At 58.2% G+C, this 24859-nt stretch carries 24 protein-coding genes; 15 read left to right on the forward strand and 9 right to left on the reverse strand.

The window, feature by feature from the left end:
* The first annotated feature begins 138 nt into the window (after positions 1-138).
* Positions 139-789 (forward strand): glycerol-3-phosphate 1-O-acyltransferase PlsY, encoded by a 651-nt coding sequence (gene plsY, locus H6F75_RS02365; RefSeq protein ID WP_190748857.1) that lies wholly within the window; start codon positions 139-141, stop codon positions 787-789.
* A 125-nt stretch (positions 790-914) separates the two neighbouring features.
* On the opposite strand, the gene H6F75_RS02370 is transcribed toward plsY, so the two are convergent.
* Both H6F75_RS02370 and H6F75_RS02375 read right to left on the reverse strand, forming a co-directional pair.
* Entirely contained in the window at positions 915-1532 is a 618-nt protein-coding gene (locus H6F75_RS02370) for a fasciclin domain-containing protein (RefSeq protein WP_190748859.1), read from the reverse strand.
* Between the two features lie 230 nt (positions 1533-1762).
* Positions 1763-3190, reverse strand: coding sequence for an MFS transporter (locus H6F75_RS02375; RefSeq protein ID WP_242019604.1), 1428 nt, complete (start codon positions 3188-3190; stop codon positions 1763-1765).
* 133 nt (positions 3191-3323) lie between these two features.
* Here H6F75_RS02375 and H6F75_RS02380 point away from each other — a divergent pair, with 133 nt between their 5' ends.
* From H6F75_RS02380 to H6F75_RS02395, 4 genes are all read left to right on the forward strand, one after another.
* Positions 3324-4010: a hypothetical protein gene (locus tag H6F75_RS02380; protein ID WP_190748861.1), complete on the forward strand. Its 687-nt coding sequence runs from the start codon at positions 3324-3326 to the stop codon at positions 4008-4010.
* Between the two features lie 124 nt (positions 4011-4134).
* The gene (gene psb28 / locus H6F75_RS02385) at positions 4135-4470 is read left to right on the forward strand and encodes a photosystem II reaction center protein Psb28 (protein ID WP_190748863.1); all 336 of its coding nucleotides are present in this window, start codon (positions 4135-4137) and stop codon (positions 4468-4470) included.
* Positions 4471-4484: 14 nt separating this feature from the next.
* Complete coding sequence (locus tag H6F75_RS02390; protein WP_190748865.1) at positions 4485-4973, forward strand: molybdenum cofactor biosynthesis protein B; 489 nt, start codon at positions 4485-4487, stop codon at positions 4971-4973.
* Positions 4974-5270: 297 nt separating this feature from the next.
* Entirely contained in the window at positions 5271-6128 is an 858-nt protein-coding gene (locus H6F75_RS02395) for a DUF3598 family protein (protein ID WP_190748867.1), read from the forward strand.
* Positions 6129-6326: 198 nt separating this feature from the next.
* Here H6F75_RS02395 and purD read toward each other — a convergent pair whose 3' ends face one another.
* The 7 genes from purD to H6F75_RS02430 all read right to left on the reverse strand — a co-directional run bounded on the left by purD (position 6327) and on the right by H6F75_RS02430 (position 11970).
* Complete coding sequence (purD, locus tag H6F75_RS02400) at positions 6327-7610, reverse strand: phosphoribosylamine--glycine ligase (protein ID WP_190748869.1); 1284 nt, start codon at positions 7608-7610, stop codon at positions 6327-6329.
* Between the two features lie 160 nt (positions 7611-7770).
* Positions 7771-9108, reverse strand: coding sequence for an ATP-binding protein (locus tag H6F75_RS02405; RefSeq protein ID WP_347710600.1), 1338 nt, complete (start codon positions 9106-9108; stop codon positions 7771-7773).
* Positions 9095-9526 carry a response regulator gene (locus tag H6F75_RS02410; protein ID WP_190748871.1) on the reverse strand — a complete coding sequence of 144 codons (432 nt, stop codon included), beginning with the start codon at positions 9524-9526 and terminating at the stop codon, positions 9095-9097. Before H6F75_RS02410 ends, H6F75_RS02405 begins: the two co-directional genes overlap by 14 nt.
* Before the next feature lie 136 nt (positions 9527-9662).
* Positions 9663-10817, reverse strand: a complete 1155-nt coding sequence (locus tag H6F75_RS02415; RefSeq protein WP_190748873.1) for a DUF3326 domain-containing protein — start codon at positions 10815-10817, stop codon at positions 9663-9665.
* Positions 10814-11005 carry a hypothetical protein gene (locus H6F75_RS02420; protein ID WP_190749068.1) on the reverse strand — a complete coding sequence of 64 codons (192 nt, stop codon included), beginning with the start codon at positions 11003-11005 and terminating at the stop codon, positions 10814-10816. The genes H6F75_RS02415 and H6F75_RS02420 overlap by 4 nt, the downstream gene beginning before the upstream one ends.
* 153 nt (positions 11006-11158) lie before the next feature.
* On the reverse strand, positions 11159-11476 hold the full coding sequence (locus H6F75_RS02425; protein ID WP_190748875.1) for a 2Fe-2S iron-sulfur cluster-binding protein: 318 nt from the start codon (positions 11474-11476) through the stop codon (positions 11159-11161).
* A 137-nt stretch (positions 11477-11613) separates the two neighbouring features.
* Complete coding sequence (locus H6F75_RS02430; RefSeq protein ID WP_190749084.1) at positions 11614-11970, reverse strand: hypothetical protein; 357 nt, start codon at positions 11968-11970, stop codon at positions 11614-11616.
* A 109-nt stretch (positions 11971-12079) separates the two neighbouring features.
* Between H6F75_RS02430 and H6F75_RS02435 the strand changes: the two genes are divergently transcribed.
* The 10 genes from H6F75_RS02435 (at position 12080) to H6F75_RS02480 (ending at position 24858) form a co-directional block, all read left to right on the forward strand.
* The gene (locus H6F75_RS02435; protein ID WP_190749070.1) at positions 12080-12667 is read left to right on the forward strand and encodes a DUF2854 domain-containing protein; all 588 of its coding nucleotides are present in this window, start codon (positions 12080-12082) and stop codon (positions 12665-12667) included.
* A gap of 186 nt (positions 12668-12853) precedes the next feature.
* Positions 12854-13627, forward strand: coding sequence for a methyltransferase (locus tag H6F75_RS02440; RefSeq protein ID WP_242019608.1), 774 nt, complete (start codon positions 12854-12856; stop codon positions 13625-13627).
* 58 nt (positions 13628-13685) lie between these two features.
* Positions 13686-14228 carry a photosystem II reaction center PsbP gene (gene psbP, locus H6F75_RS02445; RefSeq protein WP_190748877.1) on the forward strand — a complete coding sequence of 181 codons (543 nt, stop codon included), beginning with the start codon at positions 13686-13688 and terminating at the stop codon, positions 14226-14228.
* Between the two features lie 407 nt (positions 14229-14635).
* Positions 14636-15232: a nucleoside triphosphate pyrophosphatase gene (locus tag H6F75_RS02450; RefSeq protein ID WP_190748879.1), complete on the forward strand. Its 597-nt coding sequence runs from the start codon at positions 14636-14638 to the stop codon at positions 15230-15232.
* 240 nt (positions 15233-15472) lie between these two features.
* Positions 15473-15712: an acyl carrier protein gene (locus H6F75_RS02455; RefSeq protein ID WP_190748881.1), complete on the forward strand. Its 240-nt coding sequence runs from the start codon at positions 15473-15475 to the stop codon at positions 15710-15712.
* Positions 15713-15865: 153 nt separating this feature from the next.
* Positions 15866-17119, forward strand: coding sequence for a beta-ketoacyl-ACP synthase II (fabF, locus tag H6F75_RS02460; RefSeq protein ID WP_190748883.1), 1254 nt, complete (start codon positions 15866-15868; stop codon positions 17117-17119).
* A gap of 237 nt (positions 17120-17356) precedes the next feature.
* Positions 17357-19363: a transketolase gene (tkt, locus tag H6F75_RS02465; protein WP_190748885.1), complete on the forward strand. Its 2007-nt coding sequence runs from the start codon at positions 17357-17359 to the stop codon at positions 19361-19363.
* A gap of 286 nt (positions 19364-19649) precedes the next feature.
* On the forward strand, positions 19650-23309 hold the full coding sequence (locus tag H6F75_RS02470) for a response regulator (protein ID WP_190748887.1): 3660 nt from the start codon (positions 19650-19652) through the stop codon (positions 23307-23309).
* A 161-nt stretch (positions 23310-23470) separates the two neighbouring features.
* Positions 23471-24286, forward strand: a complete 816-nt coding sequence (locus H6F75_RS02475) for a protein-glutamate O-methyltransferase CheR (RefSeq protein WP_190748889.1) — start codon at positions 23471-23473, stop codon at positions 24284-24286.
* The gene (locus tag H6F75_RS02480; protein WP_190748891.1) at positions 24286-24858 is read left to right on the forward strand and encodes a chemotaxis protein CheB; all 573 of its coding nucleotides are present in this window, start codon (positions 24286-24288) and stop codon (positions 24856-24858) included. The genes H6F75_RS02475 and H6F75_RS02480 overlap by 1 nt, the downstream gene beginning before the upstream one ends.
* The last annotated feature ends 1 nt before the right edge of the window (position 24859 follow it).

Consider the following 24859-nt stretch of genomic DNA (forward strand, 5'->3'; position numbering starts at 1 on the left):
GCCGTCCCCAATGTAGCGCCCCGATCCTCCTAGACTGGAATTGGTGAACGGCATCTACGGCTCTTGGGGCAGCCGCGAGGGTGGATGCGTCGAGTCACACCGTTTTGGGTTACACCACGTATTTAAGGACATAGGGCGTTGGCGGTTCTAGCAATTGTGCTGCTGATAGTAGCGGCTTATCTCTTGGGCTCGATTCCCACTGGCTACCTGGTGGCCAAGGCGGTTAAAGGGATCGATATTCGGCAGTATGGCTCGGGGGGCACGGGGGCAACCAACGTGCTGCGAACCGTGGGCAAAGGCGCGGCGATCGCCGTGCTGTTGATCGACCTGCTCAAGGGGTTGCTGGCGGTGCTGCTGGTGGCGCTGGTCTGGCCCCAGGTGGCGGCTCTGGCCACCCTAGATGCCCTCTGGCAGCCGTGGGTGGCGGTTGGGGCCGGGCTGATGGCCCTGGTGGGCCACAGCAAGTCGGTGTGGATCAACTTTACCGGCGGCAAATCGGTGGCGTCGGGGTTGGGAGTGTTAATCGGCCTGGCTTGGCCAGTGGCCCTGGGGGCAGCGATCGCCTTTGGTCTCTCTCTGGCCCTCAGTCGCATTGTGTCGCTGAGTTCGATAGTGGCGGCGATCGCTGCCAGCATTCTCATGGTCGTCACTGGCCAGCCCTTACCCTACGCAGTGCTAGGAGCGCTGGGAGCGTTCTACGTGATTCTGCGCCACCGCAGCAATATCGATCGCCTCCTGGCTGGCACCGAACCGCGGCTAGGGCAGCAGTCCTCCGACCAAGGTGGCTAGCCCAATAAATAAAATCCCTAGGAGCTAACTCGGTTAGAAGTTGCTTCTAGGGATTGTTTAGGGAGTCAGAGAGTTGACAAGGTTGGGTCAGACACTAGCATCAGCACCTGGCCAGTTAGCCGACTCTAGAGAGTCAGACCGGGGGGCAGAATCACCTGGTCAATGCCGTGAATGATGCCGTTGCTGGCCTGAATGTCGGGGGTAACCACCATGGCTTCGTTGACCATGACTTCACCCGTGGCATCGTCCACCTGAATGGAAACGGGAGTGCCAGCGGCGGTGGGTACTTCACCTGTGGTGACTTCAGAAGCGGGAACTTCATCTTCCAGCACGTGGTAGGTCAAAACCTGACGCAGCAGATCTTGGTTTTCGGGCAGCAGCAGTTTGTCTAGAGTGCCTTCAGGTAGAGCTTCAAAGGCTTCGTTGGTTGGAGCAAACACGGTCACAGGGCCAGAGGCACTGAGAGTTTCGGTAAGGTCAGCGGCCTCAATGGCTTCTGCGAGAATGCTGAAATCTTCATCGCTAGCGGCCACGTCAACCACAGTGTCGCCTTCGGCAGCAGTGCTCTCAGCCGTGGGATCAGTCGCAGTAGTGGGCTCTTCAGTAGTGGTGGGGGCTTGCCCAACTTCACCTGTTTCTTCTGCGGTATCAGGAGCACCACAGGCAGCTAGCATAGCCGCAGCACCCACGCTAGCGAGACCAATCATCCACCGCTTTGTCTTAGAGGAACGCATAATAGTCATTTAAAACAATCCTTACACTCAAAACTGCATGCACGTTCGTGCGGAATTATTAGGGCGAAGGCAGCGCCTTTAATAGCGCCTTAAAGCACTTAACACACCTTAACGGTGCTCCTGAAGCGATCCCTCTCCCAATAGATAGAAACGAACCCTGGCCACGGCGGTCAACAATCTACCCCAGGGGAGATGATGCCAGGCGACAAAATAGTTAGACCCACGGCTGATTAATGCGCTTAAGCCCCTGTAGTAGGGACGTCTGGACCCGAGGTGGCTTCGTTATCAAATCGCTGCTGGCGCTGCTCCTGTAGGGCCAATAAGATTTGCTGATGGCGATCGCGATTGATGGGGTAGCGGTAGCAAAACCACAGCCCCACCATCAGTAGCAGCGCCGGTAGAGGGCCAATCAGCAGGCGAATAGCGTTGAGGGCAGCGGCTGGCTGGGTGTCGGTGTTGGCCGCGTAACCGGTCAAGCTCAACAACTGACCAGAGATGAACAACGCTAGGGCCAACCCCAGCTTTTGCAAAAATACCAGGGCGCTGAAGTACAGCCCTTCCCGACGCAGGCCGGTGTTGAGTTCATCTAGGTCAATCACGTCGGGCAGCATCGCAAAGGGCACCATGTAGAGGGTAGCCACCCCTATGCCCGCAATCACCCCCAGGGTATACATCCACACCACCTGGCCAGGCTGTACCGTGGCCAGACCACCGAGGGCGATCGCCGCCAGGGGCGCCCCCGTCAAAAATACTGTCCGCTTGCCCGTGCGCTTGGCCACCCAGTCCCAACCCCAGAGCATGGCGATCGCGGTGCCCTGCACCGCTAGGGCCATCTGGGCGAAGTGAGTCGCTGGCAACCCCATCCAGGCGCCGACAAAGTAGGGCAGCATGGCGGCAGTCACCTGCACGCTCATCCAGCCGCAGAGGTAGAGACCCAAAACTTGGCGAAACGCACTGTTGCGAAATACGGTGCGCAGCTGGTTGAGCAGCGCTGGGGGAGCCACATCGCCCGCCAGCGAGGGGCGGCCCCGCTGCACCTGCCAGTAGCGCCGGTAGGTGCCCGCCACGCAGATGCCGATCACGCCTAGGGCCAAGCTGGCCGACAGCATCCCCAACAGCGCGTACTGACGGGCCGGGTCGGCCACCCGCGCAAACACGATCTGGGCCGTCACCAAGGCTAAAATGCTGGCCCCAATGCTAAACGCCGACTTCATGCCAATCAGGTCGGTGCGTTCGTCGTAGTCGTCGGTCAGCTCCGCCGCTAGGGCTGTGTAGGGCAGCTGCACCGCCGTGAAGGCCGCAAAGGCAAAGATGGACAGCACAATGTAGTACGTAAACACCCCCATTTGAGTCGGGAAGGGCGGCACTACCCACAGCAGCACCGAGCAGATCGCTAGGGGAATCACGCCGCCGAGCATCCAAGGAAAACGGCGGCCTAGGGGCGACCGGGTGCAATCACTCATCCAGCCAATAATTGGGTCATTGATGGCATCCCACACGCGGCCAAACAGCAGCACTGAGCCTGCCAGAGCCGGGCTGAGCCCGGCCACGGTGGTAAAGAAGTACAGCACAAAGAACGCCGACAGGCTAGCGGGCACCGCTGCCGCTAATTCGCCCATGCCGTAGAACACTTTTACCGAAAAAGGCAGGGGCGATAGCTTAGCCAACGAACAGGGCTCCAGGTCAATAGGGGATCATCATGCCATAGGTTTAACTGGGATGGCAGTTTTTAGGCAGTTGCGGCGATCGGGCAACGCGATAAGATAGCGGCGACCTTGTTTAGCGGGTGATAGAGCCACCATGACAACCCAGACAAAGGTTGCGACAGCGCTGCTGCTGGTCGTGGGGCTGGTGAGTGCCTGCGATCGCCAACCCCCGACCGCGACCTCGGCCCTCCTCACTACTCCCGTCGCCGAAGGGCCCCCGCCGCCCCCCGAAGGCGCTTTTTTAGCTCAAATGTCGCCGACCCAAACCAGTCAACTCACCAGTCTAGGGGTTGAGGTGGTGGTGCCGGGGCAGGTGCCGCTGTCCTTTGCGATCGTGGAAATGCGGGTTGACTCCAGCGATTCCGGCCCCGGTTATCTGGTGGTCTACCAAAGCAATGCCTCCGCAGGAGCAGCCGCTGGCCAAGGCAGCCAGTGCTTTGCCGTCGAGTTTGCCGCCGAGGGCATTGGCGACTCCCCCGCCACCGAAAGCCGCATTCCCATTCAGCCGCCGCTGTTTGGTGACCAGGGCTATGGCCTCAACTACGGCCCCTTTACTGATGCCAATCTGCGGGCCGAGTTTCCTGACTCCAACCTGTTCACCGACTGGATGCTGGGGTCTTCTGGCGCTTACCGGTTGGTGGGGGCAGCCTACATTGGCGATCTATTTGAGTCGCTCCAGGCCTGCGAAGATGTCAGCCCCGAGGAAGCCGTAGCCTTGGCCGAATCATTCACAGTGCTGACCGCCGATCCCATGGCTGAGCCCCCCAGCAGCACGCCTTAAAGACACTGGGTGGAGCGGCCTAATCCCAGGGCGACGGTAGAGTTGCGACCCGCGTCAGATCCGGTTCCGGTATCGTGCGAGAATGAATTTTTATAAATGGCAATCTTAGATTAGGACGTTTGGCATGGCCGAGATTCAATTTGCCCGTGGCGTTGCAGAACCAGTAATTCCCGACGTGCGGCTCACCCGCGCCAAGGATGGCTCCGACGGTACGGCCACTTTCTACTTTGACCATCCCCAGGCACTTTCTCAGCAGGAAGGGGTGGAGATCACCGGGATGTACCTAGTCGACGAAGAGGGCGAGCTGGTCAGCCGCGAGGTCAATGGCCGGTTTGTCAACGGCGAACCCGCCGGCATTGAAGCCACCTACATCATGAAAAGCGAAGCCGAGTGGGATCGCTTTATGCGGTTTATGAACCGCTACGCTGAGCAAAACGGGCTGGGCTTTACCAAGAGCTAGGTGCTACCCCGGCCATGGCCCATCCCCCGGCGTTAGGCAGACCGGTGCGCTGCGCGGTCGTTACCGTGAGCGACACCCGCACCGTCGAGAGCGATCGCAGCGGGCAACTCCTGCAAACCCTGCTGACCGAGGCCGGTCACCAGGTAAGCGACTACCGCATCGTCCCCGACGAGCCGCAGCAGATTCGCCCGCTGTGCCAGACCTTGGCGTCACAGGTTGACTGCATCATTCTCACCGGAGGAACGGGGATTGCCCCCCGCGACACCACCTACGATGCGATCGCCGCCCTGCTAGAGAAAACCCTACCGGGGTTTGGGGAAATCTTTCGCCAGCTCAGCTTTCAAGAAATTGGCTCCCGCGCCATCGCCTCCCGCGCTGTAGCCGGGGTCTATCAATCCACGCTCATTTTCTCGCTGCCGGGGTCGAGCAAAGCGGTGACCCTGGCTGCAGAGGCGCTAATTTTGCCGGAGCTGCCGCACCTGGTTAGCTTGATGCAGAGCTAAATTTGCCCAACCAGCTTTTGATATGGGCGATCAGTTCCAATGAGCAGGTAAAAGGTTAGCAAGTCGGCGAGTTCGAACCTTGTAACCTGCCAAATTACTAACTTTAATGAGATCTAGCCCGCCCTGCGGGAAGCAAGCTACACCCTAAAGTCCTCTTCTAGCTTAGGCGATGACTTTGCAAGGTTTTTCCGGCTCCCCTCCCCCAGGGAGGAGAGGGGCTGGGGGTGAGGGCTAGCAGGGACTTTGCGATCTACTGAACCTCTGAACTAAACCCTTCACGCCGTCTCTTCCCGCACTATGACCTCGGCAACCTCGACTCAGTGGGCGCGTTTACTCAAAAACCAGGGCACCTGGGTCGGATCGTTTACCCAGATGTCTCCGACCGGGGAAATTTTGCAAGATACCCCCTCGGAGGTGGCGCTGATTCCGCTTAACGAGGGCAACACGATGCGCCAGGAGATTCGCAAGCGCCCTCCCGGCCAGCCCCCCAGCGAAACGGTGCTGGAATACAGTTCCCTCGGGCGAGGAGTGCTATTTTGCGAGACCGGGGCCTTTTCTCAAGGGTCGATTCAGCGCAGCCCAGTGAGTGAGTTTGGGGCCGAACTGGGGCTGATCCATGGCAGCGATCGCCTGCGCGTGGCCCAGATTTTTCCTCGGCAGCCCACCCTCGGCAGCCTAACGCTGATCCGTGAGCACTTGGCCGGGACAGAGCCAACTCCGCGCCCCGCGCTCACGGTGGAGCAGCTGATCGGCACTTGGGTAGGGGAGGCCACCACGGTGTTTCCTGACTGGCAGCCCCAGCGATCGCTGACGACTCGGCTAGATATTCAGCGGGAGGGCGATGGTCTTCGACCGGTTTACAACCAACGCGCCATTACTCAAACCCTCACCTTTGGCAATAGCCCCAGCATCAAATCTCAGGGTCAGCTAGTGGGCTCGACTCTGAGGTTTGAGCAGGGCAGCCAGCCCGTTACCGTCCTACTGTTGCCGGGGGGAGCTTCGACTACCTTTCCCACCGAGATTCAGTCAGGGCAACCGCTGTTTTTAGAGGCCGGTTGGCTAATTAACCCCACCCTGCGGCAGCGACTGATTCGCACCTACAACGCCCAGGGTACTTGGGAAAGCCTGACTCTGGTAACGGAGCAAAAAGTATAGTCTTCAGTCTTCTCCGACAGGGAGTGATCCTGGTAGCTTTCTATCCATAGATGCATGGAAACGGCCCTGCTCAGGCGAAACCCTACAACGGCCAAAGCTCGGGTCAGGACAGCCCAAAATGCATGCACTGAAGCCTGGCGAGATTTTTTAGTTTTCGCTCTTCTATTTTCGCTCTTTTGCTATGGCCAAACCCGGCTTCTAGTCTGAAGAAAGCCCCTTGACCCGGTAGCCGATGTCGCGGCGGTAATACATGCCCTCAAAGCAAATTTTATCGATCGCCTCGTAGGCATTGGCGATCGCTGCCTCAAAGGTTTCGCCCAGACCCGTCACCCCCAGCACACGCCCACCATCGGCAATAATGCTGTTGCCCCGGCGGCGAGTGCCCGCATGGAACACTAGCGCTCCGGTGGCAGCGGCGTCTTCAAGGCCAACGATTTCCATGCCCTTGGGATATTTGTCGGGGTAGCCCTCAGCAGCTACCACTACGCAGGCAGCAGCTTCCGGCTTCCATTTCAACGCTAGATTGTCGAGCCGCCCTTCAATGCAGGCGAGCATCACCTCCTCTAGCGGGGTTTCGAGCAGGGGCAGCACGGCCTGGGTCTCAGGGTCGCCCAGACGGCAGTTAAACTCCACCACTTTGGGCTCACCCTCGGGGGTAATCATCAGCCCAGCGTAGAGAATGCCGCGATAGTCGATGCCGCGGCGGCGCAGGGTGGCGATCGCTGGCTCTAGCACCTCTTTTTGCACCCGCTCCATAATGGCAGGGGTCACCACGGGGGTGGGGGCGTAGGCTCCCATGCCGCCCGTGTTGGGGCCGGTGTCGCCCTCGCCAATGGCCTTGTGGTCTTGGGCGGGCACCAGGGGGCGAATGGTTTGCCCATCGGTGATGGCCAGCACCGAGGCCTCCTGACCGGTCATAAATTCTTCAATCACTACCTGATGGCCGGCAGACCCAAACTTGCCGCTAAACGCATCTTTGACGGCTTGAATGGCCTCGTCTAGGGTGTGGGCCACGGTGACGCCCTTGCCCGCCGCTAGCCCATCGGCCTTTACCACGATGGGAGCGCCCTGCTGCTCCAGATAGGCCAGGGCGACCGCTGCTTCCTCAAAAACAGCGGCTTTGGCGGTGGGAATGCCCGCCTCAACCATCAGCGCCTTGGCCCAGGCCTTGCTGGCCTCGATCTGCGCCCCCGCCTGACAAGGGCCAAACACCTTGAGCCCCTGCTCTTGCAGATAGTCGGTAATTCCCTCGGCCAGGGGCTGCTCGGGGCCAACCACGACCAGCTCTAGGTTATTGACCAGGGCAAAACGAGCGATGCCCTCAAAGTCGGTGGGGGCCATGGCCAGGTTGCGGCAGTGGGGCAGGGTAGCGGTGCCGCCGTTGCCCGGCACGCAGACCACCTCGGTGATTTTGGGCGATCGCAGCAACGACCAGGCCAGGGTATGTTCACGGCCACCGCTGCCGACCACAAGAGCTTTCACAGGCAATTTCCCAAAAATGCGAATCTTATTTTCCCACGTTGCCACCGTAAATGGATGGCGGCTTTACTCAGGGTGGATAGACAGTGCTGAGATGCCCCAGATCGAGGCCGCTGGGGGTCCCCCGTTCTATAAACCCCTCCTTTGCAGCCCTGGCCCTATCCTACTCCGTGTTCAGGCTCAGGGTCAGCGGTTGAGCCGCTAGATCCGCATCTAAGCTAAAGGTTTCTGGCGACGGCGAAATTTGCCGAGGCAGCGTCACCACAAAGGTCGTCCCCTGTCCCTGCTGGCTGCTGACGGCAATGGTGCCACCCATGATGCTGACTAGCGACTGAACGATGGCCAACCCCAGCCCGGTGCCGGGGCGCTGACGCCGAATGGTTTGGTCAACCTGGCGAAAGGCCTCAAAAATGTGGGGCAGTTGCTCTTCGGCAATGCCAATGCCGGTGTCGGCCACGGTGAGCGAAATCTGATCAGAAGCTGTCTCCGTGACGGTGATGTGCACCTGGCCTCGATCGGTAAACTTGATGGCGTTGGATACCAAATTGGTGAGCACCTGGCGCAGCCGGTGTTCGTCATTCACCACCACTGGGTTGTTGAGCTGGAGGGTGCTCTTCAGGGCGAGGGCTTTACCGTCGGCCAGCGATCGCAAATCTAGCAGCGTAGTCTGCACCAGATTGTGGAGATTGACCTGGGTCAGGTTCAGCGTTAGCCGCTGGGCCTCTAGCTTAGATAGGTCAAGAATGTCGTTCACTAGGTTGAGCAGGTTCTTGCCGTTGGTGAAAATACGCCTGATCATCTCAGCCTGGTGGGAGGTCAGCGGCCCCTTCGACTGGCTATCGAGAATCTGCGAAAACCCCAAAATCGCGTTCAGCGGTGTGCGCAGCTCGTGGGACATCGTGGCCAAAAACTCAGACTTGACCCGGTAAGCCTCCAGCAGCTTCAGGTTTTGGTCTTCAATATAACGACGCTGACGCTCTAGCTCTTCGTTTTGCTGGGTGAGCAGCTTGTTGGTCTGCTGAAGCTGGGCCATGACTTTGGCCTCTCGTCGCTCGGCTTCGTACATGCGCAGGGCGTTGCGCAACAGCAGCGCTAGGCGATCGGGCGACACGCGGGTTTTGACGAGGTAGTCGCTAGCGCCAGCTTTCATCAGGTCGACGGCAATTTGCTCGTCGCCTTGACCAGTCAGCACCACCAGCGGAATACTCACGCCCTCGGCCCGCCACTGACGAATCAGCGACAGGCCGTCTTGCTCGGGCAGGCGGTAGTCCAGAAATACACAGTCGTAGGTGCGGCTTTTGAGGTTGGCGATCGCCTGCTCGGCACTGGTGACCTCAGTGACTTCAACTGGTAAGTCGGCGCGAGCTAGAGCGCGGCAGATGGCCATGCGATCGACAGCATCGTCATCCACTAACAGAATTTCTAGCGCTTCGCCCATCCGCTCAGTACCTGCTTCTGCTACCCACAGCGGCGTCCAGTGGGTCTGATTATGGAATCTCACACAGCGCCCAGTACTGGTTGAGGGCCGCCACTACATCTGCAAAGGTAGCAAAGGTGACTGGCTTTAGAATATAGCCTGCTACGTTTAATCGATAGGCCTCAAGCCGATCTTGGTCGGCATCAGAGGTCGTCAATACGACGACTGGCGTAGATTTCAGCGATTCATCCTGGCGAAGCTCTTGAAGGAACTCTAGCCCATTCATCTTGGGCATGTTGATGTCGAGCAGCACCAGACGACGATGTTCCGGCACCGACGGTGGATTGGAGTCGCTACCGCGCAACATGTCGAGCGCTGCCAGTCCGTTGTTGGCGATATACAAGGGATTCTCGATGCGGTTGCGCTTAAAGGCCCGCTGAACGTTCATTACATCCACCTCATCGTCTTCGACGAGTAGAACGTTGACGGTACGCTTTGTCATAACATGCTCCTGCGACACTAGCAGAGGCTCGATCGCATCAGCGGTTACACCAGGGCGTGCCCCTAATGGGTTGATACCATGGGTGATCTGCGGCCTTGCTCTTCCACAATAAGTTGACAGTAGGAGGTTGGCTCAATTAGCCTCCTCCAGCCGCCATTCTAGGAACTGGCGAGATGTTTTCTATCTGCCCAAAGGAAGAACCCACCTGGGGAGACCTCAGCGCCTGAATCTGCGGCACTTGGGACGTCAGCGCCTGGGGATGCACACCCGCCCGATGGGCCGCCAGCAGCCCCACCGCCTCTAGGTAAGATGACACCCGCACCGCTGGTATGCCGAGAACTTCGGGGCTAACATCGAGGGCGGTGGAGTTGGCTTCGACGGCGATCGCCAGCGATCGTCGCCCCAGGCTCAGCAGCGCACTGCCCCCGCAGGCGCTGGCGGGCACCACAATGGCATCGACCTGATCGGCCCAGAGGGTAGGGCTAGATTGTCCCCCCAGGTAGCCGAGCGTTGGACTAGTGACAAAACCCGGCGCTCGGCTCAACCCCGCCAGCACACAGGGCAAAAACGTGTGGCCCAGCTCCTCAGCGGCGGACTTTGGCGAAATCGACGGGTCTAGCGGCAGCGGGCTCAGGGCTGGGGCGTGGGCGCAGGGCACTTGCAGAGTGCGCACCACCAGGTGGCTGATCACCGCTTCGGCCCCTGCCAATGGGTCTACGCCGTGGCCCTGGCGGTAGTCTTGCAGGGTCTCAGTATCGGTGTCTTCGGGAAAACGGGCTACTACCGCGATCGCATTGGCTCCGGCAGCGATCGCCCGCTCCGCCGCCCGCAACAGGCTATCGGGCCGCTGAATCGTGCCCCAAGTTGCGCCCGAGGCCGCCGTCCGCAGCTCTACCCCCAGGGGCGCATCGGTGACAACGTAGTCGGTTAAATCTAAGCCCAGGGTGGCCCGAGCCGCATCCGCCGCTTGCAGGTGTCGCCAGCGCAGGTCATCCTCAATCGCCGCATCTAGCACCAGGCCAATGCGGTTGCGATGCACCGGGCACAACCCCCAGCGTCCAGCAGCAAACTGGTCTAATCCATAGCCCTCTACATAGCAGGCGTTGGGCAGCGGCCAGTAGAGCTGCGCCCCGTTCATCACGTTGGGATGAGTAATTAGGGTGTCGACCACCGAGGCGATCGCCCGCGCCACCGGCAGCGCATCCCCCGCATAGCCCCCCACTGCTGCTCCAATGCCCGTGGGCACCACCAGCACCGCAGTGTAGGGACGACGACTCAGATTGGCATTCATGGCAGCTCAAAATTGACGTGCGTCGTCACCACAGCTTCGACCGTGGCAATTTGGGTGGCAGAATCTACCTGGGTAATCGCCCAGCGCAGGGGTTCACCCCGCTCAGCCAGGGCCAATTCGATCGCCTCCACCAGATCGTCTTGAGCATCGCCCAGACCGATCTCCAAAGTAATAAAGTGAGTGGCCAGCGCCATCGTCTACCCACAAAAAGAGCAATTCTTTCCTGCGTAGGGTGGGCAGTGCCCACCGCCGGAGGATTGCGAAGGCTGGACAACCCTAATTAGAACAAGATACCTGTCCGCCAAAAATTGTTTGATGGTGGGCAGTGCCCACCCTACGGTCTAGCCTTGGCCAAACTGCTTTTGGTAGACGATATCTTCCTTCTCGGTCTCTAGCTTGATGTCCGATCGCGGGTAAGCGACGCATAGCAGCGCGTAGCCCTCGGCCTGCAGCTCGGTACTCACCCCCATGCCTTCACTCTGATCGACCTCGCCCTCCAGCACCAGGGCGGCGCAGGTCGTACATACCCCCGCCCCACAGGAGGTCGGTAGGTCTAACCCCACCGCATGAGCCGCCGCCAAAATAGTCTGGTCTTCCGGAACGGTGATGGTTTGAGTAGTGCCCTGGTGGTGAATTTCGACGGAGTAGCTAGTGGCCATAGCGAGTTGACGAGAATTTAGGTGAGCAATTGTTTAGAGGACCGTCGCCAATTCAGGTTAGAGACTTGAGCTTTCCTACCAGCAAAACTCAACCTCTGGACTGGGCCTTGGCCGATCGCAATCCAAATTTCAACCTATCATCCCACCGGAAAAGTGCGGTCAAATTCTTCTAGCAGATCGTCCATTTCCTCGATCGCCTGGTTGACATCAATGCGCAGGGTGCCCAGATCAGGCTGCTCCAGCAGTTGAATCAGCGCCTCTCGCTTAGAGCGAATGGTGGCAATGCGATCGCGAATCATTTGCAATTCCATAGCGTCCCCCTGGAGAGTGTGGCCTAGAGTGTCCTTCGACAGCATAAACAACTTTGTGGCGGGATGGGTAGGCGGGTGAATGGGTAGGCGGGTGAATGGGTAGGCGGGTGAATGGGTAGGCGGGTGGATGGGTAGATGGGTAGGCGGGTGATGGGTAGGCGGGTAGGTGCCCAACTCATCCACTCATCCACACATCCACCCGCCCACTTGCCTACCCATCTAACCCCCTCCCTACCTTTCTCACCCACAAGACGGCATGATAGTCAGAAGTAATCTTTCCACCGAGGGTCGTATGCTGGGGCGAATTAAGTTAGGGCGAATCAACCTGAGTTTGGTGCTGCTGGCAGTGGGTGGGGTGCTCACTATTGTCGGATTCGTGGCCTACTTTCAAGACAATTCCACCCTCAATCTGGTTGGTTTCTTCTACGGCATTCCTGTGTTGCTGGGTGGGTTAGCGCTGCGGGCCGCTGAGCTAGAGCCGGTGTCCTACACCCAGCCCACCTCGCCTGAGGTGCTTAAACTGCGCGAAGAGCAGGCCACCTCCACCCAAAACCAGGTGCGTCTTGACGTGACCCGCTACCGCTATGGCCAGGAAGCCCACCTCGATGTCGCCTTGCAAAAGCTAGGGCTCAGCCCCTCGGGGCAAGAGTGCCCTGAACTCAGCGGCTTGCACGAGACTGAAATCGACGGCAACTATGCCCTAGTGCTGGAGTTTGACTCGTCTATGGTGCCCTTTTCTACCTGGGTGGAAAAGAAAGCCAAAATTGAGTCGTTCTTTGGCCCTAACGTGCGCGCCGAACTCAGCCAGCCCACTGAAGACCAGGTGAACTTGGCGTTGGTGACCCTGCTAGAGCCTGCTCCCACTCCGGTAGAGGCCTAGTGGTCTGCTAAGCCAAAGGTGACAGGTGAGTGGGGGTTCAGGGTTCAAGGTCTCGGGTTCACGACCGGCTTAGACCCAACACCCTAAACCCTGAACCCCAAGCTGTTAAAGCCTGCTGCAATCAGCTCAGCCAAGTACCAGTCTTTTATCGGTGGATAGGTTTTGTTACTCAGCAGCTGTTTTACGATGGGTCGCGCTTCTCTAGCCCAGTCCACCGGGCGCAAGCTTCTCAGCCAAATGGTGTTCACCCTACGCCGCCTGGTGTTGGTCGCTGTGCTGTGGGGTCTAACTGCCTGCGGCACGACGACGCTCCAGGTCACCACCGAGTATCAAACGGTGACCCCCAGTGCCGACGGCATTGGCCGGGTTTACCTAGGCCGAGAAATTGCGCAGACCATGGGTCACCGGGGCGCTGGCTGGCTCGATCGCCCCAGTCGAGTACTGCAAGAACGGCCCCAGGCGGCGATCGCCGCCCTCGACCTTTCCCCCACCGATATCGTTGCCGATGTGGGCGCTGGCACTGGCTACTTTGCCCGTCGCATTGCTCCCCTTGTTCCGCAAGGGAAGGTGCTGGCGGTGGATATTCAGCCTGAAATGCTGGCTATGCTCCAGGCCGAGCTAGAGGCTAAGGGCATCAAGAATGTGGAGCCGGTGCTGGGACAGCCCGACAGTCCTAATCTGCCGCCCAACTCTGTTGACTTAGCGCTCATGGTCGACGCGTACCACGAGTTTGCCAACCCCCGCGAAGTGATGGAGGGCGTTGTGGCGGCCCTCAAGCCTGGCGGGCGGGTCGTCCTGGCCGAGTATAAAGCCGAAAACCCCAGGGTCATGATCAAGCGGCTGCACAAGATGAGCGTGGCCCAGGTACGCCGCGAAATGGCCGCCGTAGGCCTGAACTGGGTCAAGACCGACGATCGCCTACCCGAGCAGCATCTGCTGTTTTTTCAAAAGCCGGCTTAAGCAGCCCGTGTGAGACAATTAATTATTATTGATAATTGAGATCCAAGGATATTGACCCATGCTGAAGCGGCTGGCCACAGTGCTTTTGATTGTTTTTGCTGTCACCCTCCAGGGCTGTGTGGGTGGCGGTGGTGGTCTTCAGGCCTACGCCGACCAATATTCGGGCTACGAGTTTATGTACCCCAGCGGCTGGGTTGAGGTCAAAGTACCCGGCGCTGCCGACATCGTCTTTCACGACATCATTCACGAAACTGAGAACATCAGCGTGGTGATCAGCGACGTGCCCGAGGGCAAAGACCTCGATGCCCTCGGTACACCCACCGAAGTGGGCTACAAACTCTCCAAAAGCTTCAGCGCCCTAGCAGGGGATGATAGCAGGGTCGATTTGCTCAGCGCCCAGCGCATCGACACAGTGGATGACAAAACCTATTACATCTTGGAGTACCTAGCCGATTTGCCTGCCGGGCCGCGCCACAACCTGGCCAGCGCCATTGTGCGCCGAGGCAAGCTCTACACCTTCAACGCCTCGACTGATGAAGGCCGCTGGGACAAGGTTCGAGACTTGATGAAGCAGTCGGTGGCCTCGTTTAAGGTCTCCTAGGCCTATCCACCGGCTGGTAGGGCGTCGGCGATCGCTCCCTAGGGATGCTTCAACCGGGCCGTACCCTCGTAATCTCAATCTCTCCCCCGGCCTAACCGTAGAAGTAGCGCTCTCCTCTCTCCCAATTAGGTGAAGAGGAGGAATTTTGACGGCAAACGCGCTTAGCATGAAAGTCCCTGCGTAGTCTCAGTAGCTCGCAAAGTCCCTGCTAGCCCACCCCGCGGGAAGCAAGCTACATCCCCAGCCCTTCTTCTAAGGGGAAGACGGGAGCCGGAGAACCTTTCAAAGTCCCTCTCCCATCTTGGGAGAGGGATTTAGGGAGCGGGCAAGATCTCCTCAGAAATTGTTTTCGATCTACTAAGTCTCCATACCGGAATCACCCCTTTCAATCGCCGCCGTGTTTAGCCATGCCTACTTCCCCTCGACCCCAGTTTGTTCTCGCTTCAGCCTCAAAGGGTCGTCGCCTGCTGCTGGTAGGAGCAGGCATTCAGCCCTTTGTGTACCCCAGCAACTTCGACGAAGATCAAGTTGCCATCACCGACCCGCCTAGCTATGTCGCCACTCTGGCCCGCTGCAAGGCTGAATCGGTTGCGCCTCAGTTTCCCAGTGCCCTAGTGCTGGGATGCGACTCGGTAATGGCCTTTCGGGGCAAAATCTACGGCAAGCCTAAGGATAAAGAGGATGCGATCGCCCGATGGCAAGCCATGCGGGGCCAGGTCTGCGAGATTCACACGGGCCATGCCCTGATTGCCCCCCAGGGGAGAACGCTGGTGCGCAGTGCCGTCACCCGCGTTTACTTTTCTCAGGTTGACGACGCCACGATCGTGGCCTACGTCAATTCGGGGGAGCCTCTGGCTTGCGCTGGGGCTTTTTCCATCGACGGCAAGGGGGGCCTGCTAATCGAAAAAATCGAGGGTTGTCACACCAACGTCATTGGCCTCAGCCTGCCTCTGCTGCGCTCTATGCTAGATGAACTCGGCTATCGAGCGACAGATTTCTGGTAGGGTTCTTTTTCCGATATCATGAAGGGATGCTCAAAATTGGCGACTGTAGCTGGCTAAGCGCCGTCGAAGTCAAAAATTCCGTAACATTAACATTTTCCCTCCGACTTTGCTCGAGGGACGATGGCCAAAATTGAGCGACCTTATGCTGGGACTTGACGTCAGATATTCGTCTCGATGGGGTCGCAGGGTGATAAGGTTTTTTGTTGTCGATTAATCTGTACAAAGAGGCGTTGGAGAACCATGAGCGCAGAGACTTTTGAAAAGGTCAAAAAGATTGTCAGCGAGCAGCTAGGGGTTGAAGAGGGTGACGTTAAGCCCGAAGCTAGCTTTGCCAACGACCTGGGCGCCGATTCTCTCGATACCGTAGAGCTAGTTATGGCTCTGGAAGAAGAATTTGGTATCGAAATTCCTGACGAAGCGGCAGAGAATATTGCCACGGTGCAGGATGCCGTTAACTTCATCGAAGAAAAAGCTGCCTAGGCCGTCTCCAATCCCAGGACTTGGCTTGGGATTAGGTTAACGCCTGTATTAGCAGACGTGGGGGGAAGCCGAGGGGTGCCCCCCATGCCATCGGTTTTATAGCTGGCCCGCCCGGCCCCCCTAACTTCGACCTGGTTCACCTGAAATTTGGCTATGGCAAACTCTGACTCAAAGCGCGTTGTGGTGACTGGCATGGATGCCATTACCCCCATTGGCAATAGCCTGGAGGAGTACTGGGCTGGGCTAGTGGCTGGGCGTAGCGGCACAGCTCGTATTACCCATTTCGACCCTTCTCAGCACGCGTCGCAAATTGCTGCGGAAGTCAAAGGGTTCGACCCAAGCGACTTTCTTGACAAAAAAGAAGTCAGGCGCATGGATCGCTTCTCCCAGTTTGCGGTGATTGCTGGTCAGCGCGCCCTCCAGCACTCGGGACTGACCATTACCGATCTCAACGCCGAGCAAATTGGCACCTGTATTGGTTCTGGCATCGGCGGCCTCAAGGTCTTAGAAGACCAGCAGGAGATCTATCTCGACCGGGGCCCTAGCCGTTGCAGCCCCTTCATGATTCCGATGATGATTGCCAACATGGCGGCGGGGTTAACGGCTATCCATACGGGGGCCAAGGGGCCAAGCACCTGTGCTGTCACCGCCTGTGCTGCTGGGTCTAACGCCATCGGCGACGCTTTTCGGTTGATTCAAAACGGCTATGCCCAGGCAATGATCTGCGGTGGCACCGAAGCGGCGGTCACGCCCCTGTCCGTTGCGGGTTTTGCCTCGGCCCGCGCCCTCTCCACCCGCAACGATGACCCCGCCACCGCCAGCCGCCCCTTTGACAAAACCCGCGATGGCTTTGTGATTGGCGAAGGCTGCGGCATTTTGATCCTCGAAGAACTAGAGCATGCCCTGAGCCGGGGAGCGACGATCTACGGCGAGATTGTCGGCTACGGCATGACCTGCGACGCCTACCACATGACGGCACCAGTGCCCGGTGGGGCCGGGGCAGCCCGCTGCATTCAGCTGGCGCTCAAGGATGCGGAGATTTTGCCGGGCGACATTAGCTATATCAACGCCCACGGCACCAGTACGGAAGCCAATGACCCCACTGAAACCCAGGCGATTAAAACCGCCTTAGGGGATGTGGCCTATAAGGTGGCGGTGAGTTCGACCAAGTCAATGACCGGGCACCTGCTGGGAGGATCTGGAGGCATTGAGGCGGTGGCCACCTGTCTGGCGATCGCCAACGACATTGCCCCTCCCACCATCAACCTCCACGACCCTGACCCCGACTGCGACCTCGACTATATTCCTAACCAAAGTCGCCCCATGCCGATTGAGGTGGCGATTTCCAACTCCTTTGGTTTTGGAGGCCACAACGTTACCCTAGTGTTTAAGAAATACCGTAGCTAGAGCTACAGGTTGAATCAATTGATAGGTATAATGACCTAAAAATGTGCCGTTTGGCACTTGAGCTTTGTGCCTTGCCTAGCCAGAGGGTATTGACAATCGTCTGGTTGCGGGGTCTGCTGAAGGGCAAGGCTGTGTGTGGGGTCTTGATCGATTTAGGCCGATAACTTTGTTAGCCCCTGGGCTAGTCCTAGTGCTGCGTGCTGCTGCTAAAAAAACCGTCGTTAAGCTGTTGAACCTATGGCTGTTGCAACCCAATCCCTGGAAGAACTCTGTATTAATTCCATTCGCTTTTTAGCGATTGATGCGGTGGAAAAGGCCAAATCAGGCCACCCCGGTCTGCCCATGGGCGCAGCGCCCATGGCCTTTGTGCTGTGGGACAAGTTCATGCGGGTCAACCCCAAGAACCCCCAGTGGTTTAACCGCGATCGCTTCGTGTTGTCGGCGGGCCACGGCTGCATGCTGCAATATGCCTTGCTCTACCTGAGCGGTTTTGACAGCGTGACGCTGGATGACATCAAGCAGTTCCGCCAGTGGGGCGCTCGCACCCCCGGCCACCCCGAGAACTTTGAAACCCCCGGCATTGAAGTCACGACTGGCCCTCTGGGTCAGGGCATTGCCAACGCCGTGGGCTTAGCTATGGCTGAAGCTCACCTGGCCGCCAAATTCAACAAGCCCGACGCCACCCTGGTGGACCACTACACCTATGTGATCTTGGGCGACGGCTGCAATATGGAAGGGGTTTCCGGCGAAGCCTGCTCCCTGGCAGGGCACCTGGGTCTGGGCAAGCTGATCGCCCTCTACGACGACAACCACATCTCCATCGACGGTTCCACCGATATCTCCTTCACCGAAGATGTGGGCAAGCGCTTTGAGGCCTACGGCTGGCACGTGCTGCACGTGGAGAATGGTAATACAGATTTAGATGCCATTGCCAAAGCGATCGAAGAGGCTAAATCCGTTAGCGATCGCCCCTCGATGATCAAAGTCACCACCACCATTGGCTACGGTTCCCCCAACAAGCAAAACACCGCTGGCGTTCACGGTGCAGCTCTAGGCGGCGACGAGATCAAGCTCACCCGCGAAAACCTGGGCTGGAGCTACGGTGAATTTGAAATTCCCGAAGACGCCCTCAGCCACATGCGCAAGGCTGTCGATCGCGGAGCTAGCCTTCAGGCCGAGTGGGAAGAAACCCTCGCTACTTACCGCACCAAGTACGCTGCCGAAGCGGCTGAGTTCGAGCGTATGCTAGCAGGCAAACTACCCGAGGGCTGGGCCGACGCACTGCCCACCTACACCCCCGAAGATAAGGCCCTAGCGACCCGCAAGAACTCTGAGGTTACCCTCAACGCTCTGGCTCCGGCTATCCCCGAGTTGATCGGTGGTTCCGCTGACCTCACCCACTCGAACCTGACCGAGCTAAAAATCTCCGGCAGCTTCCAGAAAGGGGCCTACGAAAACCGCAACCTGCGCTTTGGCGTGCGCGAGCACGGCATGGGCGCGATCTGCAACGGCATTGCCCTGCACAACTCGGGTCTGATTCCCTACTGCGCCACCTTCCTGGTGTTTGCCGACTACATGCGGGCGGCGATTCGCCTGTCGGCCCTCTCCCAGGCCGGGGTGATCTACGTCATGACCCACGACTCCATTGGTCTGGGCGAAGATGGTCCCACCCACCAGCCGGTAGAAACCATTGCCTCCCTGCGGGCCATTCCCAACCTGATCGTGATTCGCCCTGCCGACGGCACCGAAACCTCTGGGGCCTACAAGATCGCCGTGGAGCATCGCAAGACCCCCACGCTGATGGCCTTTAGCCGTCAAAACCTGCCTAACCTGCCTGGTTCTTCGATCGAAGGCGTAGCCAAAGGGGCCTACACCGTCGACGACTGTGACGGCACCCCCGACCTAATCCTGATTGGCACGGGCAGCGAAGTTAGCCTCTGCGTCAATGCTGCTCAGGAACTGCGGGCCGCTGGTACCAAGGTGCGCGTAGTTTCTATGCCTTCCTGGGAACTGTTTGACATCCAAGATGCCGCCTACCAGGAGTCAGTGCTGCCTAAGGCAGTGACCAAGCGCCTGGCAGTAGAAGCGGGCATCACCATGGGCTGGTGCCGCTACGTGGGTGCCGAAGGTGACGTGATTGGCGTCGATCGCTTTGGGGCCTCTGCCCCTGGCGACCTAGTGATGGAGAAGTTTGGCTTCACGGTCGAGAACGTAGTCAGCCGGGCCAAGGCACTGCTGGGCTAAGGGTTCTAGAATTACCTCTGGAATGAGGCGATCGCCTAAATCAAGGCTCCAGGCTTTTCTAAAAGCCCTGGAGCCTTTAACTATTGATGGCTTAGCTGGGTGAGGTGAGGGCTGCTCGTCAGATTCGGGGAAACCGGTCTCTAAAGAGCGGATGCCAGGGTAAGAGGTGCAAAGATTACAGTGTGGATGGTGAATTGAACCCTAGGACTGCTTAGGCTAAGGCCCGAGCAACAAAGCGCCTTCGGCAATTCCTTGCAATGATGCATTAGCTTGGTGATGACACGCTATGGCAAATCGGTTCAAAATTGGCACACGCATTGGGGCAGGGTTTGCCCTGGGGCTAACGCTCTTGGCTGTGCTAGGTGCCATTGCTTACCGCACCACCACCAGCCTGATTCGCAGTGCCGAGCGGGAAAAGCAGTCATACCAAATCTTGGGCTATCTCAACGGGTTAAAAACTGAGCTGATCAACGCCGAAACTGGCCAGCGAGGCTATCTGATTACCGGCCAACCGCAGTATTTAGAACCCTACAATAGTGCGCTGACAGAGATTGACGACCAGTACGAGTCCCTGGTGCTGCTCACCGACAACGACCCGCTCCTTCAGAGTCGCCTAGCTGACCTTCAACCGCTAATTGACGCCCGGCTAGCCCGGCTAGCGGAGGGCATTGAACTGCGAAATACGGGGGGGTTTGCGGCGGCGCAGGCCTATGTTTTGACCGATCGCGGCAAGCTGCTCATGGATCAGATCCGCGCCCAAATTGCGGAGCTGATTGAGCTAGAGGAGAAAATGCTTGAGGCGCGGGCCAGTCAGGCCCAGATCTCTTCGCAGCAGACGCTCTACACGATCGCCTTTGGCATTCCAATCTCGTTTGTTGTGCTGTCGCTGGTGGGATGGTGGCTATCGCGCAACATCTCTGAACCCCTGCGCAGACTCTCTAATACCGCAGAACGGCTGGCTGACGGCGATTTGTCCGTCTCTCTACCGGACAGCAACTCTCAGGATGAAACCGGCCTTCTGACCCGCACCTTCAGTCAGATGGTGACCAACCTGCGGGAGACGATTCGCGCGAACGAAGAGCAGCGCTGGCTGAAGTCTAACCTGGCCGATTTGTCTCAGCAGTTGCAGGGTCAGCGCAGTCTCGAAACCGTAGCAGAGCTGATGTTGACCTATGTGGCGCCCCTGGTAGACGCACAGCAGGGGGTGCTGTACCTGTTGGACTCTACCAGCCAACCACCTCGACTCAAGCTGTTGAGCAGCTATGCCTACCAGGAGCGCAAGCACCTGTCGAACGCGTTTGATCTGGGGGAGGGGTTGGTGGGGCAGTGCGCCTTAGAAAAGCGGCGCATTGTGCTAACTCAGGTGCCCGAAGACTACATTCAGATTCGCTCTGGGCTGGGCTCGGCGCCGCCCCTGACGATTGTAGTGCTGCCCCTGATGTTTGAGAATGCGGTGAAGGGGGTGCTAGAACTGGCGTCTTTCCACCGCTTTGACAACCTACAGCTAGCCTTTTTAGATGAGGCCAGCGACTTGACCGGGGTGATGATCAACGCGATCGCCGCCTACATGCAAACCCAGAGACTGCTGGAGCGATCGCAGGTGCTGACCGAAGAACTGCGCCAGCAGCAGCAGGAGCTGTTGCAGAGCAATCAGCTGCTCGAAGAGCGCACCCAGTCGCTACAGGAGTCAGAGCTGGAGATGCAGCAGCAGCAGGAAGAATTGCAGCAGTCGAACGAAGAGCTGCAGCAGCTCAACGAGGAGCTGGAGGAGAAAGCAGAGCTGCTGGAAACCCAGAAGCAGCAGGTAGAGCGCAAAAACCAAGAAATTGAGCTAGCCCGCCAGGAGCTAGAAGATCAGGCTGGCCAGCTGGCCCAGTCGTCGCGCTATAAGTCAGAATTTTTGGCCAACATGTCCCACGAGCTGCGGACACCCCTAAACAGCCTGCTGATTTTGGCCAAAATGCTCAGCGACAACAGCGACGGCAACCTGACCGAGAAGCAGGTTGACTATAGCCGCACGATCCACTCTGCCGGTGCAGATTTGCTCTCGCTGATCAACGACATTCTCGACATGGCCAAAATCGAGTCGGGGACCATGGAGGTAGTGATCGAATCGCTGGCCTTTACGGCGATTCAGTTTGAGCTAGAGCGCACGTTTCAGCCCACCGCCGCCAGCAAGGGGCTGCGGTTTGAGGTTGTCGTGGATGAGGGCTTGCCCACTACCCTGGCCACCGACCCTCGGCGGCTACAGCAGGTGCTCAAAAACCTGATCTCTAATGCCATCAAGTTCACAGAGCAAGGCCGGGTCACGGTGGATATCTTTCCGGTAGCCGAGGAGCGAGTGGCCTTTGCGGTTACCGATACCGGCATTGGCATTGCGCCCCAAAAGCAGTACACCGTTTTTGGGGCGTTTCAGCAGGCCGATGGCACCACCAGCCGCCGCTACGGCGGTACTGGGCTGGGGCTATCGATCAGCCTACAGCTGGCTCAGCTGCTAGGGGGGACCCTAGAGCTGCAAAGTGAGCCTGACCAGGGCAGCACTTTCACCCTGTATCTGCCCCTGCGCTACGTTGCCCCCTCAACCGAGGGGGAGGTGCTGCAAATCAGGGCACAGCGCGAGGGGGCAAAACCAGCTCCCCAAGACCGCCGCCCGGCTGTCCCTGAGCTCACCCCAGCCGCCGCCCCTTTCCCAAGCGGGGACTTGCTGCCTCCACTGCCAGCTCACCTGGAAGATGATCGCTCACGGTTGTCACCAGGGGGGCAAGACGCGGCCGAGCGAGTGCTGCTGGTGATTGAAGATGATCCAAACTTTGCCCGCATTCTGTTGGATATGGCGCGGGGGCAGGGATTTAAGGTGTTAATTGCACTCCAGGGGCAGACCGGCCTGGCTTTGGCCCAGCAGTTTGTGCCCAACGCCATTACCCTCGACCTGCACCTGCCCGATATGGACGGCCTGACGGTGCTCGAACAGCTCAAGCACAACCCCACTACTCGCCACATTCCGGTCCATATTCTGACAGTGAATGACGAGCAGCAGCAGGAATTTCAGATGGGGGCGATCGCCCACATTCAAAAGCCTGTAGCGCCAGAAATTTTGACCCAGACCCTGATCGATATCAAACAGTTTGTGGAGCGCCGGGTACGCTACCTGCTGGTGATTGAGGATGACCCGGTGCAGGCCCAGAGCATTATTGAGCTGATTGGCGGTGGCGATGTCACCAGCACCGCCGTGCACACCGGTGCCGCCGCCCTAGAGACCCTGTGCACCCAACCCTGCGACTGCATCGTGCTCGACTTGGGCTTGCCTGATATGAACGGCTTTGACTTGCTAGAGCAGATCAAGCAAGACCCGGCCCTGGTAAGGCTGCCGATTATTGTCTACACCGGCAAAGACCTGACCGAGGCAGAGGAGACCCAACTGCGCCGCCTGGCCGAAACTATCATTGTCAAAGACGTGCGATCGCCCGAGCGACTGCTGGATGAAACAGCCCTGTTTCTGCACCGGGTACAGGCCAATCTGCCGCCGCCCCAGCAGCAGATGCTAGAGCGATTGCAGCACAGTGACCCAGCCCTGGCCGGCAAAAAAGTGCTGATCATCGACGATGATGTGCGCAATATTTTTGCCCTTACTAGCCTGCTGGAGCAGTACGAGATGGTAGTGGTGTTTGCCGAAAATGGGCGCGAAGGCATTGAGACGTTGCGCGCCAACCCCGATGTCGGCCTCGTGCTGATGGACGTGATGATGCCAGAGCTAGACGGGTACGAAACCACCCGGCTGATTCGCAAACAGGAGCAGTTTCGATCGCTGCCGATCATTGCCCTGACCGCCAAGGCTATGCAGGGCGATCGCGAGAAGTGCATCGAAGCCGGGGCCTCCGACTACATTACTAAGCCCGTCGATACTGAGCAGCTGTTGACGCTGCTGCGCCTGTGGCTGTACCAGTAGCGGCGATCGCCGTTAAGATCCCCCCTTTGACATACTGTTTGAAATTGAAATTGGGCGACAATGGGGCCAGCTCGAGGCCAGTCTAGGAGAGTAGTTTAACCTGGAGATTGGCACACTTTTGACAGTAGCTTTGAACGGGTTATGGGGTGCTGGCGACGATTTTGAAACCAGACGATCTGGACGTTCACTTACTCATTGAAGGGCTATATCATCGGTATGGCTACGATTTTCGCAACTATGCTCCCGCCTCCCTCAAGCGTCGGATTCAAAGCTTTCTCAGAACCGAACAAATCGCCACCGTAGCCGAGTTGCAGGCTCAGGTACTGACCGATCGCGCCTGTGCCGAGCGGCTGCTGTTGGGGTTAACAGTCAACACCACGGCCATGTTTCGAGACCCCAGTTTCTACGTGGCCTTTCGACAGCAGGTGGTGCCGCTACTGCGTACCTACCCCTTTCTTCGTATCTGGCATGCGGGCTGCTCCACTGGGCAGGAGGTCTACTCAATGGCCATTTTGCTGCAGGAGGAGGGACTTTACCACCGCTGCCGCATATATGCCACCGATGCCAATGACCGAGTTCTGCAAATTGCGCGGCAGGGCATCTATCCCTACAAGCAAATGCAGGACTACACCCAGCTGTATTTAAAGGCCGGGGGGCAGCGCACTTTTTCGGAATACTACACAGCCAAATACAACAACGTTATTTTGCGGCCTGCCCTACGGGAACGGGTGGTATTTGGCGAGCACAATTTGGTGACCGATGGCTCATTCAACGAGTTTAATGTGATCATCTGTCGCAATGTGCTGATTTACTTTAATCCAACCCTGCAAAACCAGGTTCATGGACTGTTTTATAACAGCCTTTGTAAGTTTGGCATTCTAGGTTTGGGCAAGCAGGAAACCATTCGGTTTACAAAGTATGAAACTGCCTACGATGATTTGGCAAAAGCTGAAAAGCTGTATAGGAGACGCAATTAGTGGCCTACGAACTGATTGTAATCGGCACTTCCCTCGGCGGATTGTCGGCTCTAAAAACTCTGCTTGGCGCCCTTCCCCAAGATTTTTCTGCGGCACTGGCCGTTGTGCAACATCGCCACCGCGAGTCTGATCAGGGGTTGGGTAACTTTTTACAACAGTTTACGGTGCTGCCAGTGCACGAAGTTGAAGATAAAGAATGCATCCAGGCCGGGCATGTTTATCTTGCCCCTGCCGACTATCATTTGCTGGTAGAATACGGATATTTTTCTCTATCTATTGATGAGCCGGTTTCCTATGCGCGCCCGTCAATTGATGTGCTGCTAGAGTCGGCCGCTGACAGCTATAACGAACGCGTGATTGGTGTAATTTTGACCGGAGCCAACCAGGATGGAGTGAAAGGGTTATCCACCCTGAAGGCGCGGGGCGGGGTCGCGATTGTGCAAGACCCAGACACGGCAGAGAGCCCAGTGCTGCCGCGGGCGGCGATTGCGGCGATCGCCGTCGATGCTATATTGCCGCTCTCGCAGATTGCGCCCCGCCTAATTCACCTCTGCGCGGCGACAGGAGGTTAGT

The organism is Nodosilinea sp. FACHB-131 (assembly GCF_014695395.1).
Lineage (GTDB): Bacteria > Cyanobacteriota > Cyanobacteriia > Phormidesmidales > Phormidesmidaceae > Nodosilinea.

Bases quoted from the DNA above. Each gene is read 5' to 3' on its own strand.
- H6F75_RS02370 (WP_190748859.1), bottom strand. From the start codon at position 1,532: ATGACTATTATGCGTTCCTCTAAGACAAAGCGGTGGATGATTGGTCTC.
- H6F75_RS02380 (WP_190748861.1), top strand. From the start codon at position 3,324: ATGACAACCCAGACAAAGGTTGCGACAGCGCTGCTGCTGGTCGTGGGG.
- psb28 (WP_190748863.1), top strand. From the start codon at position 4,135: ATGGCCGAGATTCAATTTGCCCGTGGCGTTGCAGAACCAGTAATTCCC.
- H6F75_RS02390 (WP_190748865.1), top strand. From the start codon at position 4,485: ATGGCCCATCCCCCGGCGTTAGGCAGACCGGTGCGCTGCGCGGTCGTT.
- H6F75_RS02395 (WP_190748867.1), top strand. From the start codon at position 5,271: ATGACCTCGGCAACCTCGACTCAGTGGGCGCGTTTACTCAAAAACCAG.
- H6F75_RS02410 (WP_190748871.1), bottom strand. From the start codon at position 9,526: ATGACAAAGCGTACCGTCAACGTTCTACTCGTCGAAGACGATGAGGTG.
- H6F75_RS02415 (WP_190748873.1), bottom strand. From the start codon at position 10,817: ATGAATGCCAATCTGAGTCGTCGTCCCTACACTGCGGTGCTGGTGGTG.
- H6F75_RS02425 (WP_190748875.1), bottom strand. From the start codon at position 11,476: ATGGCCACTAGCTACTCCGTCGAAATTCACCACCAGGGCACTACTCAA.
- H6F75_RS02435 (WP_190749070.1), top strand. From the start codon at position 12,080: ATGCTGGGGCGAATTAAGTTAGGGCGAATCAACCTGAGTTTGGTGCTG.
- H6F75_RS02440 (WP_242019608.1), top strand. From the start codon at position 12,854: ATGGGTCGCGCTTCTCTAGCCCAGTCCACCGGGCGCAAGCTTCTCAGC.
- psbP (WP_190748877.1), top strand. From the start codon at position 13,686: ATGCTGAAGCGGCTGGCCACAGTGCTTTTGATTGTTTTTGCTGTCACC.
- H6F75_RS02450 (WP_190748879.1), top strand. From the start codon at position 14,636: ATGCCTACTTCCCCTCGACCCCAGTTTGTTCTCGCTTCAGCCTCAAAG.
- H6F75_RS02455 (WP_190748881.1), top strand. From the start codon at position 15,473: ATGAGCGCAGAGACTTTTGAAAAGGTCAAAAAGATTGTCAGCGAGCAG.
- fabF (WP_190748883.1), top strand. From the start codon at position 15,866: ATGGCAAACTCTGACTCAAAGCGCGTTGTGGTGACTGGCATGGATGCC.
- tkt (WP_190748885.1), top strand. From the start codon at position 17,357: ATGGCTGTTGCAACCCAATCCCTGGAAGAACTCTGTATTAATTCCATT.
- H6F75_RS02470 (WP_190748887.1), top strand. From the start codon at position 19,650: ATGGCAAATCGGTTCAAAATTGGCACACGCATTGGGGCAGGGTTTGCC.